Origin of the sequence: Streptomyces sp. KL109B, assembly GCF_030766935.1 — a bacterium.
GTDB lineage: Bacteria > Actinomycetota > Actinomycetes > Streptomycetales > Streptomycetaceae > Streptomyces.
The window spans coordinates 33,322-46,534 of record NZ_JASERL010000006.1 but is presented as its reverse complement, the minus strand read 5'-3'; the positions used below and the strand labels follow the sequence as shown (position 1 = coordinate 46,534).

Genomic DNA, 13,213 nt, shown 5'->3' with positions numbered 1-13,213 from the left:
GCCCCCCCCCCCGCTCCCCCACACACTCATGGCCCTGGGGTAGTTCAGCCCGCCGCCCCGCTCGCCGGTACCCGGGCCTCCCCGACCGGCGGGACACCCTCCGACGGTTCGGCGAGGCCGCCCCGCGCAGGGGCGCGGCCGTGCTTCATGAGCAGAGCGACCACCACGCCGACCGCGCCCACCACCGCCGCGTACGCGTACGCATGGGTGAGGGCGCCGTCCGCGTACACGACGGAACTGGTGGCGGCGTCGACCTTCAGCACATGGCCGGACATGACGACGCCGGTGAGCGACGTGGCGATGCCGGAGGCCAGCAGCGTGGTCATCCCGGCCACCGAGTTGCCGACCGCGTTCTGCGAGGCGGGCAGGGAGTCCTGGAGCAGGTTGGCGTTCGAGGAGTGCAGGAAGCCGTTGGCGCAGCCGCCCGCCAGGGCCATGAGCCCGACCTGCCACTGCACGGTGAACAGTTGGGAGCCGAGGAGCATGACCAGGAGGTAGCACGCGGCGCCCGCGAGGAGCACGTTGCGGGCGCCGATCCTCGTGGTCAGATAGCCGCCGAGGGGGCCGACGAACATGGCGGCGATGCCCAACGGGCAGGTCCACACGGCGAGTTCGGTGGCGGAGAGCCCGGCGCCGTAGCCGATGCCCGGGATGCCCTCCGGTGTCCGCAGCATGGTGGGGCTGATCAGCGCGTGCGCGTTCATCATGTACGTCACGCACCCGACGGCGAGCACAGTGGGGCCGAACCGGGGGCCCAGCAGGACGTCCAGCGAGATCAGCGGGTACCGGCAGACCCGCTCCCACGCCGCGAAGGCGATCAGCATCGCGGCGCCGAGCACGAGGAAGGTGAGGGTGGATCCGGCGGTCCAGCCCCACGCGTTGCCCTGGGTGATGCCGAGCAGCAGCACACCGATTCCCGGGCCGAGCAGGAGTGTGCCGAGGTAGTCGACGGGCCGGTCGACGCGCAGCGGGCTCTCGGGGATGACGAAGGCGTAGAACGGCAGCAGGACGACGGCGTAGAGCGCGAGGAACCAGAAGACACCCTCCGGTCCGTGGGCGTCGACGAGCCACCCGGCGAGGAAGGGGCCGACGAGCGCGGCCATGCCGACGCCGGTCACCACGGTGCCGAGCGCGATGGGCACGAACGAGCGCGGCATGATGTCCCGTACGAGGCTGTACGAGAGGGAGACGATCCCGACGATGCAGCCCTGCACGGCCCGCCCCACAAGGAGCATGGCGAAGGAGGAGGCGAGCGCGCAGATCACGCTGCCCGCGAGGAAGATCAGGCCGAGCAGGACGATGACCCGTTTCTTGCCCCACTTGTCGGCGGCCTTGCCGATCAGTGGCATGACGGTGGCGCCGGCCAGCGTGACGATAGAGGCGGCCCAGGCGATGTTCAGGGTCCTGAACTCCCTGGCCATGTCCGGCATCGCCGGGTAGACCATCGTGACCTCGAAGGTGGCGGCCTCCGAGAGGAGGATGACCAAGGCGAGCACGGCCACTGCTCTCCCTTTGGAGACCACCGCGGGGCGTGGGGTGACGTTGTTGTCTGCCATCGTGTTCCTTTGTCCGGGGGGTGCGGAACCGTGCTTGGTGGCTTGGTGACTTGGTGGCTTGGTGGCTTGGTGGCTTGGTGACTTGGTGACTTGGCGGCCCGTCAACTACGGGCGGCAGGTGGGGTGTCGGTGTCCCAGGGCGCGGCCTGTTCGAGCTGTGCGGCCACGGCGAGGAGCAGTCCCTCGCCCCTGACGGCGGCGAACTGGACGCCCAGCGGCAGCCCGTCGCTGTCGTGTCCGAAGGGGACGGACATGGCCGGCATGCCGGTGACGTTGTGGACGCTGGTGAACGCCGACCGCACGGCGGCGTGTTCGTAGATCGTCTCCGGGCGGCGGGTGTCGAGGACGCCGAGCCGGGGCGTGGGGTGCGCGAGGGTCGGGGTGAGCAGCACGTCGTACTCCTCGAACGCGGCGCCGACCCGCCAGCCGATCTCCTGCGCCTTCCGCAGCGCACGGCTGACGTCCGCGGCGGAGAGCGTGCGGCCGTGGTCGTAGATGACCCGGGTGAAGGGTTCGATGTCGTCGTCGGCGAGCGGCCGGCCGAGCTGTTCGAGCCGGGCGTCGATCTGGGCGACGGCGTCGGCCGCCATGAGCGTGCCCGACGCGGCGCCGACCTCCTCCGGCCGGTAGGGGGCCGTGACGTGGACGACCTGATGCCCCAACTCCTCGCACACTCCGGCGGCTTCGAGTACGGCGCGCAGGGGCTCGGCGTGCACCGCGGGGCCGTTCGGCAGGGAGGTGACGAGGCCGATCCGCAGCCGCCCCGGGTCGCGCCGCGCGCAGGCGGCGAACGAGTCGGCCGCGGCGGGCGCCGCGTAGGCGTCGCCGGGGAGCGGGCCCGCGGCGATGTCGAGGAGCAGCGCGCTGTCGCGCACCGTGCGGGTCACGGCGTGGTGGCCGGAGACCAGTCCGGACAGGGTGGTGGGGCGCGGCGCGGGCGAGATCCGGCCGCGTGCGGGCTTGAGCCCGAAGAGCCCGCAGGCCGCGGCGGGGATGCGGATCGAGCCGCCGCCGTCGCTGGCGTGCGCGACGGGCACCATGCCGGCGCTCACGGCGACGGCCGATCCGCCGCTCGAACCGCCGGGCGAGTGGCCCCTGCCCCAGGGGTTGCGGGTCGGGCCGTACAGCGTCGGTTCAGTGCTGGCGTTGAGGCCCAGTTCGGGGGTGTTGGTGGTGCCGAGGACGACCATTCCGGCGCGCCGGTAGCGCCGGACGAGTTCGCTGTCGCGGTCGGCGACGACGCCGGCGAAGAGCCTGCTGCCGCCGGTCGCGGGCAGCCCGGCGACCTCCATGCCGAGGTCCTTGACGAGCACCGGCACTCCGCGCAGCGGGCCTTCGGGCAGTCCGGCGTCGACCTCGGCCAGCGCCTCGTCGAACCGGGTGTGGATGACGGCGTTGAGCTCGCCGTTGAGCTTCTCGATACGGGCGATCGCGGCCTCGGCCACCTCGCGGGCGCTCACCTCACCGCCCGCTGTCGCGGACGCCGTAGCGACGGCGTCCCACCTGTCGGTCACGGGATTCTCCTCACGCTCGGAGAGGGGAAATTACGACCCGTGGCCCGCGCCCATGGCGGGCGTCCCACTGAGCGGGAGCCTCGACTCCCGTCGGGCCCCCGCCGGGGCTCAGCCCTGCGTCGTCCGCACCTTCGGCCAGTCGAGGCCGCGCAGCTGCGCGTCGAGGCCGCCGTCGCAGTACATCAACGTACCGACGCAGTAAGCCGACTTGGCGGACAGCAGGAAGAGCACGAGCTCCGCGACCTCCTCCGGACGGCCCGCCCGCCCGGCCGGGATCGACTTCAGGAACGCCTCGATGCCCGCCGCGATCTGCGGGTCCTTGCGGCCGTCCCGGGTCATCGGGGTGTCGATGAATCCGGGCGCGATGGCGTTGAGGCGGATGCCGTCCGCGATGTAGTCGGCGGCGCGGGTACGTGTGTAGTGGGCGAGCGCGGCCTTGGTGGCCGGGTAGGTGAGCCGTCCGCCCTCGTCTCCCAGGGAGTCGGCGAGGGTGCGCGCCGCCTCCTCGTCGCCCGCGAGACACGCCTCGGCGAGCTTCGGGTTCCAACCGGGCTGGGTGGTCGTGGAGTTGGAGGAGGCGAGGACGACGGAGGACTCGCCCGCGGCGGCCAGGGCCGGGCGCAGCTCCTCCAACAGGCCGATGGCGCCGTAGTAGTTGACGGAGACCAGCAGGCTAGCGGCCCGGCCCGTGCCGCCGGAGATTCCGGCGAACGGCACGAGTCCGTCGAGCCGGCCGTCGGCGAGCCCGGTGACCTCGGCCGCCGCGGCGGTCCGCCCCTCCGTCGTGCCCAGGTCGGCCGAGACATCGGTGCCGCGCAGGTCGACCCCGATGACACGGTGCCCCTCCTCCGCGAGCCGGGCGGCGATGGTGGCTCCCATACCGGAGGCGGCTCCGGTGACGGCGATGGTTCCCATGGTGAACTCCCTTGGTGTTTCGGTGGTGTTGGTCGGGCGCGGCCTCAGCGCAGCTTCACGGCTCCGCCGTCGGCCATCACGGTCTGTCCGGTCATGTACCGCGCGTCGTCGCTCGCGAGGAATCCGACGATGGGCGCGACGTCGCGGTCGGGGTCGCCGAAGCGGCCGAGCGGGACCGAGGCGGCGGACCGGGCGTACTGCTCGGGGCGGGCCTCCGCCCAGGCGGCCACGCCGGACGTGAGGGCCATCGGGCAGACCACGTTGACCCGGATGTTGTACGGCGCCCACTCGTTGGCGGCCACCCGGCTGAGGCCGCGGATCGCCTCCTTGGCGGCTGCGTACGAAGCCTGGTTGGGCTGGCCGTTCAGGCCCGCGCCTGAGCCGAAGTTGATGACACTGGCGTTGCCCGTCTTCTTGAGCTCCGGCAGGGCGGCGAGCATGAAGTTGCGGGTCGCGTACGGACCCGTGCCCATCGCCAGGTCCCAGTCCTCGTCCGTCTGCTCCTCGAACGGCTTCTGCCGTGACACGCTCGCGTTGTTCACCAGCACGTCGAGGGAGCCGAACCGGTCCACGGCGGTGGCCACGGCCGCGTCGGCGACCTTCCGGTCGGAGACATCACCGCGCAGGAAGGCGACGGCGGCACCCAGCTCCTCCGCGATCGCCTCCCCCGCCTCCTCTTGCAGGTCGACGACGACCACGCGGGCGCCACGCTCGACGAACAGCCTGGTGACGGCGCCACCGATACCGGACGCTCCGCCGGTGACGAGGGCGGTTTTCCCTTGCAGGGTCGGGAAGCTCATGACCACACACCTTTCCGCGAGTCTCCGCGAGCTATGATGTGCATGTTACATACACACTAACGCGCACACCCACGAGGAAAGGAACACGGCACCATGACCGAGCCCAGCGAGCAGGACCGCCGCCTGGGAGACCTGGAACGGGAACTGACCCTCCTGTCCCGGCACTTCATCGCGGCCCGCGGCCCACGCATCGGCCAGAGCCTCGACCGCTCGGCCTACGTGCTGCTGACCCGCCTGGAATCGGGCGATCCGCTCACGCTCAAGGAGCTGGCGCACACCTTCCAGGCCGACGTGTCCACCATCAACCGGCAGATCGCCGCCATGCTCAAGCAGGGCCTCGTCGAGCGGATCGAGGCCACCGCCAAGGGCGGCGCACGCACCTTCCGCCCGACTCCGCTTGGCCTGGAGCGGCTGGAGGCGGACCGTGCCATCAGCCGGGCGGGGGCGGCCCGGCTGATCGAGGCGGCGGGCTGGGACGGCGAGCGTACCCAGCAATTCCTCACGATGATGGTCGAGTTCAACCACGGCATCGAGCGGCTCGAAGGGCTCGCATGGGAACGCTCGACACGTGACACATGACACATGACACGCGATGCTCGACACGTGACACGTGACACGTGACACGCGGCGCCGACGCCGCTCAGCACTCCAAGGCGATCAGCCCGTCCCGTGACCCGATCACGAGCAAGCCGTCCACGACCACCAGCGCGTTGATCGGAGCCCCGACGGGCAGCGCGTGCGCCGGCTCGCCCGTCTCCCGCTCACCCGTCTCCGGGTCCCACAGGCGGAGCACTCCCTCGTCGCCGCCGGTGGCCACCATCCGGCGGCCGGTGCGCGTGCGGCATCCCGTGACCGCGTGCGGATGTCTGCCGTAGATCCTCGGGCGGTCGCCGCGTGTCATCGGGGGCTCGGAGCCCACGGCCAGTGTCGTACGCACCCGGTCCCGCGGGGCGTCCTCGGAGAACAGGTCCACCAGGCGCGTGCTCGTCTCGTCGGTGACCGCCAGCAGCGGGTGGGCGCCGGGCCAGGTCACGGGGGTGACGGTGGTGGGGTGGACGAGTTCGTGGGTCCACTCCGCGAGGCGCGTGCCGGTCCTGGGGTCCCAGACCCTGATGCCCCACTTCGATCCCGTGACCAGCACCGTCCGCCCGTCGCGGAGCGTCGTCGTCGCGGCGTCCAGCGGGTCGACGCCCATGGGGAAGCGCCGGTTGTTGATCCTCCGCCCCGAGGCCGGGTCCCACAGCGTGACGATCGAACCGGCCCTGACGGCGACCGCCGTGCGCCCGCGCCAGGGCACCGCCGCCACGGCCGTGGCGTGGTCGATCAGCCCCATGCGGCGCAGCGGGTTCAGGCTCGTCATGCCGCGCACGACGCGGTGGGCCTCCGGGTCCCACAGCCGCATCGGCTCGTCGCCGTCTCCCAGGGCGAGCAGGATCGGGCCCTTGGGCGTCGGTACCGCGACCGGTCGGCCGGGGGCGTCCGGCAGGGGCCGGGCCATGGGCAGTCCGCTGTCGGCCTCCCAGAGTTGGAGGGTGTGGTCGTTGCTCACGGAGGCGAGCTGCGGTCTGCCTTGAAGGATGGCGCCCGGCCGGGCCGGCAGCGGGACCAGGTGGTCGACGGGTCCTGCCAGCGGGTCGTCGATGTGTCCCGCCGATTCCGGGTTCCAGAGCTGTACGGTGCCGTCCTCGCCGCCGCCCGCCACGAAGGAGCGGCCGTCGGAGAGGTGCAGTCCGGTGAGGGCGCGTACGCCGCTGTTCTGGGCGGACATCGGCGCGCCGAGGAGTGTGCCGGTCGCCGGGTCCCAGGCGCGTACGGTGCGGTCGTCGCCGACGGTGACCAGCGCGGTGCGCCCGTTCTTCAGGCGCACGGTGGAGGCCCCGACGACGTCGGCGCCGTTGCCGTGCAGCCACTCCCCCACCTGGATGCCGCCCGCGGGGTCGAAGAGGCGTACCACCCCGCCGCCGCCCGCGGTGGCGAGGGCCTCCCGTCCATCGCGCAGCGACACCGTGGTGAGGGCCGTGAGGGTGCCGCTGTACCCGGTGCGCAGGCCCCACACCAGGCGGCCCGTGGCGACGTCCCACGCCCACAGCCGCCCGAACGCGAAGTCGGTGGAGCCGTCGATCGAGTCGAGGACCCGGGACGTGCCTCCGACGACGAGCAGCACCCGTCCGTCCGGCAGCGTCACCGGCGACAGGACCCCGTCCAGGCTGTCCGAGCCCTCGGTGATGGCCTGTTCCACGGTGAGCGACTCGGGGCCGATGAGCTGCGGGCCGACGGGGTCACCGGTGAACGGGTCCCACAAGCGGACGTTGTTGGTGTCGCAGACCGCGATCAGCGGGCGGCCCTCGGGCAGGCTCACCGCCTTCCAGGCGGGCTCCCGGAACGCGCGTCTCCCGGGACCGCCGTCGGTGCCGGCCTCGGTGTCCAGTACGGAGGCGCCGACCGCCGAGCGTGTCACGGGGTCCCACAGGTGGACGGTCCGGCCCACCCCGGAGGCCAGCAGCTGCGAGCCGTCCGGCCTCGCGACGATCTCCAGGGTGTGGACGGAACCCTCGTACGACAGTTCCTCGACGGGAGGCAGGGCGGTGTCGAGGACCGAATCCGAGTCCCACAGCCGCACCCTTCCGTCCTGCGTCCCGACGGCGAGGAGCTGCCGCCCGTCCGGCAGCGTGAACGCGCGCAGCGCCGCCACCGGGCTCGCGCAGTCGGTGACGATCGCCGGGAGGAGGTCGCGGCGCAGCCTGGTCCAGCGCACGGACCAGGTGGCGGCGGCGCGGGGTGTCTCGGCCGCGGCCGGGGTGCCGACGAAGCGCGCGCTGGTGAGGGCGCGGACGGTGGCCCGGTCCTCGGGGGCGGCCGATGCGAGCAGGTCGCGGGCGACGAGGGTGGCGGTGATGGGGTCGGGGAGGCCGCTGCGCCCGTAGCCGGCCCGTAGTGCCTCGGCCGCGACGGACCGGGGTTCGAGGCGGTCGAGCACGTCGGGTGCGTCGGCGAGGTCCTGCCATGCACCGGCCTCGGCGATGTGTCCTGCGAGGTGGTGGGTGATGTACGGGTTGGGGGAATCGGCCGGGGTGGCGGCGATGAGGCTCTGGGCGATCCTGCGGTGGCGTTCGGCCGGTGACCGGGTCATCTCGCCTGCCCTTGCGGCGGGTTGAGGAAGTGTTCCTGGAAGGTGCGGTGGGCGAGGCGGTACACGCTCTGCCCGTGTTCGGAGTCGAGCATGACGTAGGGGGCGGCGGCCGCCAGGAGGTCGTCGATGTCGAGGTCGGTCACCGGGCCGCTGTCGGAGAGTGCCCCGGCCGCGATGGCCCAGATCCGGTCGGCCCGTGGCAGTCCGCGGCCCCGGGCGAGGGCGAGCGCTTCGAGGAGTGGAGCGGCGGCCGGGGAGCAGCGGGCGAGCCGGTCGACGGCGGCGGCGAACAGGGCGCGGTGGTCGCGCCTGAGCAGTTCGACGAGCGCTCCGTTGCCTTCGGGTGTCATCAGGCGCGGGTCGGCGACGATCTCGTGCACGGCGAGCCGTGCGTACAGGAAGTGCCGGTCGTACGCCTGGATCTGGCGGGCGGCGGCGTCGACGGCCACCGGGTCGGCGGCGGCGAGGGCGCGGCCAAGCCGCAGTCGTACGTATGCGCCGAGCGCTTCCGGGTCGCGCAGTACGGCGACGACGTGCGCCGCGCCCAGCGCGTCGATGAGGTCGCGGTCCTCGGTCTCGGGCTGGTCGGGGCCTTCGCGGGTCGAGGCACGGGTGCCGACCACGACGCGCACGCGGGGCAGCGCGGCCAGTCGGCGCAGCAGTGATCCGGCGATGTCGAGGGGCTCTTGGGCCTCGTCGAGGGCGTCGACGAGCAGCGTGAACGGCTCTGCGCGGCGGCCGAGCCCGGCGGTGAGCCACTCGATGTCCTGCGCCGTGGACGCCACCTCGGTCCGCTCCCCGAGCCCGGCGGACTCGGCGATCCGGGCGACGAGTTCGCCCATCGACGCCCCGGTCAGGTGGATGACGGCGTCGAAGACCCGGTCGGGTGGCCGCTCTTCGGCATCTTCGAGCGCGGGCAAGTGCCCGCTTCTGGCGAGCAGTTCACGCAGTTCGGGGTGGGTGTGCACGAGTACGTTGCCGAGCAGCGCGGACTTGCCCGCCCCGGCCCGGCCCGTGACGACGAGCAGTCCCGACGGCTCCGTGCGCAGCCAGCGGGCGATGTCGGCGCGCTCCCGGTCGCGGCCGACGAAGTACCAGGCCGGTTCGCCCTGTTCGGCGCCCTGCGCCTTGGGGATGAAGTGGCCGCGTTCGTCGGGTGTCAACTCGGCCAGGAATTCCTGGAGTTCGGCGTACACGTCCAGGGGTGTGGTGACATCGGACGGCAGCAGGCGGGGGCGCGGCAGCGGGGGTGCCAGGTGGAGGTCGAAGGCGTCGGCGTGGATGCTGCCGACCCGCATGCGGTCGTGCAGGCGCAGCATCAGGTCGGCGAGCCGGATGGACGCGTCGTTGTCGGTGTACGAGGCGAGTGCCCCGGCGAGCGCGTCGGCGAACTCGCCCAGGTGGCCCGCCCCGTAGCCGCCTACGCCGACGATCGCGAGGCGTCGCGGTTTGTCGCCGCTGAGCAGCCGTACGGCGACCAGGTCGGCGAAGCGTTCGGCGCCGCACGCCTCGATGACCACGACGGTCCAGGCGTGCGGGTCGGCGATGCGGCGCGACCACTCGGCGTCGATGAACGCGGCGAGGGTCTCGGGCAGCAGCCCGCGCGTGCGCATCGAACCGGGTGTCTCGTGGACGGCGAGCCAGGCTCCGTCGGGCGCCGCTTCGCCGTGCCCGGCCCAGTACAGGACCGAGCTGCGCGCGGCGGGCGGCCCGGCCCACCGCTCCAGGCGCTCCTCGACGGCGGACCGGTCGCGCTCACTGCCCGGCACCGACCAGGGTTCGGCCCGGCCTCCCAACTCGGCGAAGAGTTCGGCGACTTGGGAGGCGGCCGCGTCGGCTTCGAGGGGTGCGTGGTGGCGGTAGCGGCCGATCGGCAGGCAGACGACCGGGAAGCGGGCCGCACCTCGGCCACCGCCGCAGTCTCCCTCGCCGTCGCCGTCGCCGTCGCCGTCGCCGTTCGGGGAGGTCGCGTCGTACGCCGTCGTCCTCTCGGTCATTCCGCCGCCAGGTCATCGGGGCGGGCCGCCAGGTCATCGGGGCGGGCCGCCAGGTCCTCCGGGCGGGTGGCCAGGACGAGTTGGGTGACGGGTGAGTAGCCGCCGGCCTTGGCCTCGATCCGGTACAGGCCCGCGTCGGGCAGGGTCACCTGGGCGGCGAGTGTGCCCTCGCGTGGCAAGAGCCTTGGGCGGGCCAGGGGTTGAGGTGTGTGCGCGGCCGTCACCTGTACGGATACGGACGCCGGGTCGGTCTGTGGCTCGACGCCGATGTCGAAGGGCTGTCCGGCGGGCACCACGTCGGGAACCACGAGGGCGGTGCCGGTGGCGCCGAGCGGTGGCCCAAGGCGGCGCTCCGTCAGGACGGCTCGTACGTGGGCGAGTGTCTCGCCGGTGCGGGACATCGCGCCGTGGGTCTGCGGCAGGTGGACGGGTTCGGCGCCGTCGAGGCGGGCCGCGTCCCGGTAGACGGTGCCGTCGCCGCGCCGGTCGACGCGGCGCGGTGTGCCGTCGTCGCCGTCCTCGCACACGTGGTCGTGCCCCTCGGCGACGCCGTCGCGGAAGGTCAGGGACTGCGCGGTGCGTTGCTCGACGCCGACGAGGGGGCGGGTGTGCGGGCCCGCCGTCGCGGTGAGGAGGCGTTCGCGGGCGGCGAGGGCGGAGGCGGCGAGGGCGCCGTCCGCGCCGAGGCCCGCGATGTCACCCGCGACCAGCCGCCGCGCGGACGCGCCCTCGTCCACGCAGCGGTAGCTGGGCAGCAGGTCGTACAGGCCCGGCAGCGTCGCCGCGAGGTCACGCAGCCGGCGGCGCGGCAACGGCAGTGGCGCACCGCGCCCGCCGCTGAGGATCTGCACCGCCTTCACCGCCCCGTGGTACGGCGTGCCGAGCGTGATGACGGTGCGTACCTCCGCTCCCCCGCCGAGCACATGCGTGAAGTACCGGGCGACGAGGCCGCCCATGGAGTGCGCGACCAGCACGAGCCGCGCCTGACGGCTTCCGCTGGGGTGCGCGCGCCAGGCGTCGAGGTGCTGCTCGGCCGCCGACGCGAGGCGCTTCGCGTTGAGTTCGACCGGCAGCCGCCAGTCGTAGGGGAACTCCGCCACGGCGTCCGCGTGCGCCGTCACCCGCCGGATCCCCGCGGTCAGCGCCGTGTAGGGCTCGACGCCGCGCAGGACGGGCGCGAAGGCGGGGAACCGCAGCAGCCGGGTCGCCACGATCCGCCCCGTCCGCCCCTGCCGCTCCTCGTCGGTGACGCGCAGCGCGGCCAGGGACGCGCCTGTGGTCCACGCGCGTGCGTACCAGCGCGCGTCGCCGAGTCCCCACAGCGTACGTCCCGACTCGGCGTCCACGAGTTCGCTGCCCATGATGCCGGGCAGCACCATGACCGCGTCCCGGCTGGCGTCGGACGTGGCGGTCGGCCCCATGCGCCCTCCCCGTTTCGTTGGACAACACACGTTAGCGAAGGTCCAGTTGGAAGCGCGCGGGTCCGCGATCTGCGCCCGGATCGTGGGTACTCGGGTCAGCCGGTCGCCCGGTGGAGCGTGGTCGGTCCCAAGTGGGGCTCGGCGCGGGAGGCGAGCACCTTGACGCGGACCCGGCTCGCGGTGACGGGGGCGTCCAGCGGCAGGATCCGCTGGTGGCCGATGGTGGTTCCGGTGGCGATCCGCCGCCAGGAACCACCGCTCTCGGCCTCTACGGCGAACTTCTCGACCCGCTGCCCGTGTTCGATGTCCTCGCGGACCGCGACCCGGTCGAAGGTGGTCGTCCCGTCGGCGTTCTCGGCCACCTGACGCCCGTACACCTCCCGTACCCGCTGCCCGAACGCGGTCAGTTCGGCGACGTCCGCGGCATCGATCGTCCCCGCCTTCGAGGGCGGCACGTTCAGCAGCAGCGTCGCGCCCCGCCCGACGCTCTTCTCGTACAGGTCGAAGAGCTGGGCCGCCGTCTTGGATTTCTCGTCCTCGTGGTGGAACCAGCCGGGCCTGTTGGAGACATCGGCCTCCGCGGGGAACCAGGACAGGTGGGTGACGCCGGGTTCGGTGAGCCGGTCACGGGAGCCGAGGTCGGCGGCGGAAGGGCCGTGCGGGAGCAGCCATTCGCCGTGGTACGTCCGCGGGTCGGCGGTCGTCGGCACGACGCTCCACTCGGTCTCGCGGGCGATCCCGTCCTCGTTGCCGACCCAGCGCACGCCGGCGGGTCCGCCGAAGACCACGGTGTCCGGCGACAGCGCCTCGATCACCCGGAACCACTCCGCGAAGCGGTACTCCTGGGTGATCCCGGCGTCGGCCCACGGGTTGGCGCCGTCGAGCCAGAACTCGTCCAACGGCCCGTACTCGGTGAACAGTTCGTAGACCAGGTTCAGGTAGTACGCGTCGTAGTCGTTGACGTGCACGGTGAACGTGGGCAGCTTTCCCGAGCGCACGGCGTCGGCCCGGTCGTCGTCCTCGACGAGGGTGGGGATGGTGTGTTCCTTGACGGCGCTGCCGTTGCCGAACCGGCCGAGACCGCCGGGCGCACGGTCACCGTCGTCGACGGCGGTCTGCTCCACCGAGGTCAGCTTCCCGCCCTCGGACTGCTTCTCGCGCAGTGACTCGATCCACTCGGCGTGCCAGGCGTGCGGCAGTTCGCCGCCGTCGGAGGGCGAGAGGTAGATCCCTACGCGCATCCCTTGGGCGCGGGCGGCGTCGACGTACGCGCGGACGACGTTCGGCCGCCCGGGGCTCTTGAGGATCGAGTGGGGTGTGTAGCGGCTGGGGAAGAGCGTGAACCCGTCGTGGTGCTTGGCGGTGATCATCGCGAGCTCGGCGCCCATGGCCCGGTACGTGCGGATCCACTGGTCGGCATCGACGGCGGTCGGCGCGAACGTCGCCGGGTCCTCGGCGCCCGAGCCCCACTCGCGGTCGGTGAACGTGTTCATCCCGAAGTGCGTGAACGCCGTGATCTCGCGCCGCTGCCACGCCAACTGCCCTTTCCTGGGTACGACGTTCGCGGCCTTGGCGATGATCTGCTCGGGGGTGTCGTCCCCGGTGACCGGGATGATCGAGGCGGGGCGGGCGCTGCCGGGCGGGGCACTGGCGGCGGCGTACGCGCTCGTACTGCCGAGGGCGGCGATCGCGGGGGCGGCTCCCAGGGCACCGAGGATCTGGCGTCGAGACGTCATCAATCACTCCTACAGGCAAGCTGTTCGGACTTGCGGATCATGACGCAGTAACGGATTTTCGGTAAGGGCCGCACCGGAACGCCCTGGTGTCGGGCGTCGTCGTCGGCGGCGACGACGCCCGTGCGCGCGACGGCGATGTCGATT

At 72.8% G+C, this 13,213-nt stretch carries 9 protein-coding genes; 1 reads left to right on the top strand and 8 read right to left on the bottom strand.

From position 1 onward, the window contains the following. Nucleotides 1–44: 44 nt before the first annotated feature. The 4 genes from RBJ65_RS21130 to RBJ65_RS21115 form a co-directional block, all read right to left on the bottom strand. Nucleotides 45–1,556 (bottom strand): MFS transporter, encoded by a 1,512-nt coding sequence (locus RBJ65_RS21130; RefSeq protein WP_306316933.1) that lies wholly within the window; start codon nt 1,554–1,556, stop codon nt 45–47. Nucleotides 1,557–1,657: 101 nt separating this feature from the next. Next, nucleotides 1,658–3,070 carry an amidase gene (locus RBJ65_RS21125; RefSeq protein ID WP_306316934.1) on the bottom strand — a complete coding sequence of 471 codons (1,413 nt, stop codon included), beginning with the start codon at nt 3,068–3,070 and terminating at the stop codon, nt 1,658–1,660. 108 nt (nt 3,071–3,178) lie between these two features. Then, nucleotides 3,179–3,985 (bottom strand): SDR family oxidoreductase, encoded by an 807-nt coding sequence (locus RBJ65_RS21120; protein WP_306316935.1) that lies wholly within the window; start codon nt 3,983–3,985, stop codon nt 3,179–3,181. Nucleotides 3,986–4,029: 44 nt separating this feature from the next. Beyond that, nucleotides 4,030–4,785 (bottom strand): SDR family NAD(P)-dependent oxidoreductase, encoded by a 756-nt coding sequence (locus tag RBJ65_RS21115; protein ID WP_306316936.1) that lies wholly within the window; start codon nt 4,783–4,785, stop codon nt 4,030–4,032. Between the two features lie 93 nt (nt 4,786–4,878). On the opposite strand from RBJ65_RS21115, the gene RBJ65_RS21110 reads away from it, so the two are divergent. Continuing rightward, entirely contained in the window at nt 4,879–5,364 is a 486-nt protein-coding gene (locus tag RBJ65_RS21110) for a MarR family winged helix-turn-helix transcriptional regulator (RefSeq protein ID WP_306316937.1), read from the top strand. A 61-nt stretch (nt 5,365–5,425) separates the two neighbouring features. Here RBJ65_RS21110 and RBJ65_RS21105 read toward each other — a convergent pair whose 3' ends face one another. The 4 genes from RBJ65_RS21105 to RBJ65_RS21090 form a co-directional block, all read right to left on the bottom strand. Next, nucleotides 5,426–7,915 carry a WD40 repeat domain-containing protein gene (locus RBJ65_RS21105; protein ID WP_306316938.1) on the bottom strand — a complete coding sequence of 830 codons (2,490 nt, stop codon included), beginning with the start codon at nt 7,913–7,915 and terminating at the stop codon, nt 5,426–5,428. Continuing rightward, a complete protein-coding gene (locus RBJ65_RS21100; protein WP_306316939.1) occupies nt 7,912–9,912 on the bottom strand; it encodes an ATP-binding protein in 2,001 nt (666 codons plus the stop codon). The genes RBJ65_RS21105 and RBJ65_RS21100 overlap by 4 nt, the downstream gene beginning before the upstream one ends. Next, nucleotides 9,909–11,333: a triacylglycerol lipase gene (locus tag RBJ65_RS21095; RefSeq protein WP_306316940.1), complete on the bottom strand. Its 1,425-nt coding sequence runs from the start codon at nt 11,331–11,333 to the stop codon at nt 9,909–9,911. Before RBJ65_RS21095 ends, RBJ65_RS21100 begins: the two co-directional genes overlap by 4 nt. Nucleotides 11,334–11,428: 95 nt before the next feature. Beyond that, nucleotides 11,429–13,069, bottom strand: coding sequence for an alpha-L-fucosidase (locus RBJ65_RS21090; protein WP_306316941.1), 1,641 nt, complete (start codon nt 13,067–13,069; stop codon nt 11,429–11,431). Nucleotides 13,070–13,213 lie beyond the last annotated feature (144 nt).